Here is a 2,136-nt window from a genome sequence, read left to right as displayed (position 1 = left end):
GCCAGTAGCATGCTACTGTCGTCGTCCTCGACACGTCTGGAACCGAGCTGACAGGAGCGGCATGTCCGGCTTCGCCCCCCACCACCCCGAGACCGTCTTCACCTACGGCGCCCCGCGCCTGAAGCTCGGCGTCGGCGCCCGGCACGAGCTCGGGCACGACCTCGCCGAGCTCGGCGCCCGCCGCGTCCTGCTCGTCACCGACGCCGGCGTCGCCGCGACCGGTCGACCGGCCGAGATCGCCGACCGCCTGGCCGCCGACGGCCTCGACGTCGTCGTCTTCGACGGCGCCCGGGTCGAGCCGACCGACGGCAGTCTCGAGGACGCGGTCGCCTTCGCCCGCGACGCCAGCCCCGTCGACGCCGTCCTGGCGGTCGGCGGCGGCAGCAGCATCGACACCGCCAAGGCCGTCGCGCTCCTGCTCACGAACGACGGCGAGCTGATGGACTACGTCAACGCGCCGGTCGGGAAGGGCCGTGCCCCGAGCCAGCCGCTCCTGCCACTCGTGGCCGTGCCCACGACCACGGGGACCGGCAGCGAGAGCACCACCATCTGCGTGCTCGACGTCGTCGACCAGCACGTGAAGACCGGCATCTCGCACCCGCGGCTGCGCCCGGTCCTGGCTGTCGTCGACCCCGAGCTGACGCTCACCCAGCCTGCGTCGGTGACGGCCGCGTCGGGCTTGGACATCCTGTGCCACGCGCTCGAGAGCTACACGGCACGCCCCTACACGTCGTACGAGGCGAAGCAGGCCGGTGAGCGCGTGCCCTACTGCGGGTCGAACCCGATCTCCGACGTCTGGTCCGAGCGCGCGCTGGCGCTCATGGCAGGGTCCTTCCGCCGCGCGGTCAGCCACGGCGACGACCTCGACGCGCGCACCGAGGTGGCCACGGCCGCCACCTTCGCCGGACTGGGCTTCGGCAACGCGGGCGTGCACATCCCGCACGCCAACGCCTATCCGATCGCCGGCCAGGTGCGGGAGTTCCGGCCCGAGGGGTACCCGGGCGACGACGGCGCCTCCGGGCACGCGGGGCTCGTGCCGCACGGCATGGCCGTCTCGCTCACCGCGCCCGCCGCCTTCCGGTTCACCTTCGAGGCCGCGCCCGAGCGTCACGTGCGCGCCGCGCGTCTGCTCGACCCCGACGCGAGCATGCCCGCGGACCCCGCCGACCTGCTCCCGCAGGTGCTCACCGCGATCATGCGCGACGTCGGCATCCCCGCCGGGCTCTCCGCCGTCGGCTTCGACAGCAACGACCTCGACCCGCTCGTCGACGGAGCCATGAAGCAGCAGCGACTCCTGGCCACCGCCCCCCGCGACGTCACCGAGGACGACGTCGCCGGCATCCTCGACGCCTCGCTCGAGCTCTGGTGAGCGTCGACACCGTCGGCCCCGACGTGGCCGCATCCCCGGCCGACGTCGTCGCCGAGCTCCGCCGCCGCGAGGTCGTCGACGTCGACGACTCCAGCACCACCCGCGCGCTCTACAGCACCGACGCGTCGCTGTACCGCGTCGTGCCGCAGGTCGTGGTCCGGCCACGGTCTGTCGAGGAGGTGCTCGCCGTCCTCGACGCGTCGCGCGCCACCGGGGTGCCCGTCACCTCACGCGGCGCAGGTACCTCCATCGCCGGCAACGCGGTCGGCACCGGGATCGTCGTCGACTTCGCGAAGCACCTGAACCGGGTCCACGAGGTCGACGTCGAGCGGCGGGTGGCGCGGGTCGACCCGGGCATCGTGCACGCCGCGCTGCAGAAGGTCGCCGCGCCGCAGGGACTGCGCTTCGGCCCCGACCCGTCGACGCACACGCGCTGCACGGTCGGCGGCATGATCGGCAACAACGCCTGCGGGAACCGCGCCCTCGGGTACGGCCGCAGCTCCGACAACGTCGCGGCCCTCGACGTCGTCACCGGCACGGGCGAGCGGCTGACGATCGGACGCGACGTCGCCACGACGTCGCCGACGTCGAGTACCCGATCTGGCTGCTCGAGAACTGGTTCGCGCTCGGCACGGAGTTCATGTTCCTCAGCTTCGCGATCCTCGTCGTCATGGGCATCGCCGGCTGGCTCGGGCATCGCTGGTGGCTGCTGGGTGCGCCCTTCTTCGTCGGGCTCGTGGTCCTCTTCGCGTTGGTCTTCCCGTACC

General features: G+C 73.0%; 2 protein-coding genes. Both read left to right on the top strand.

What is annotated here, in order from left to right; all coding sequences use genetic code 11:
- The first annotated feature begins 61 nt into the window (after positions 1–61).
- Positions 62–1,369 carry a hydroxyacid-oxoacid transhydrogenase gene (locus A6Q79_RS08330; protein ID WP_286689137.1) on the top strand — a complete coding sequence of 436 codons (1,308 nt, stop codon included), beginning with the start codon at positions 62–64 and terminating at the stop codon, positions 1,367–1,369.
- On the top strand, positions 1,366–2,136 hold a 771-nt coding region (locus A6Q79_RS08325), incomplete at its 3' end, for an FAD-binding oxidoreductase (RefSeq protein WP_317697703.1). The genes A6Q79_RS08330 and A6Q79_RS08325, both read left to right, overlap by 4 nt.

The organism is Aeromicrobium sp. REDSEA-S32_B7 (genome assembly GCF_001626145.1).
In the GTDB taxonomy this organism is placed as follows: Bacteria; Actinomycetota; Actinomycetes; order Propionibacteriales; family Nocardioidaceae; genus Aeromicrobium; species Aeromicrobium erythreum.
Note: the sequence above shows the minus strand (reverse complement) of the source record. Positions and strands in the feature narration are given on the sequence as shown.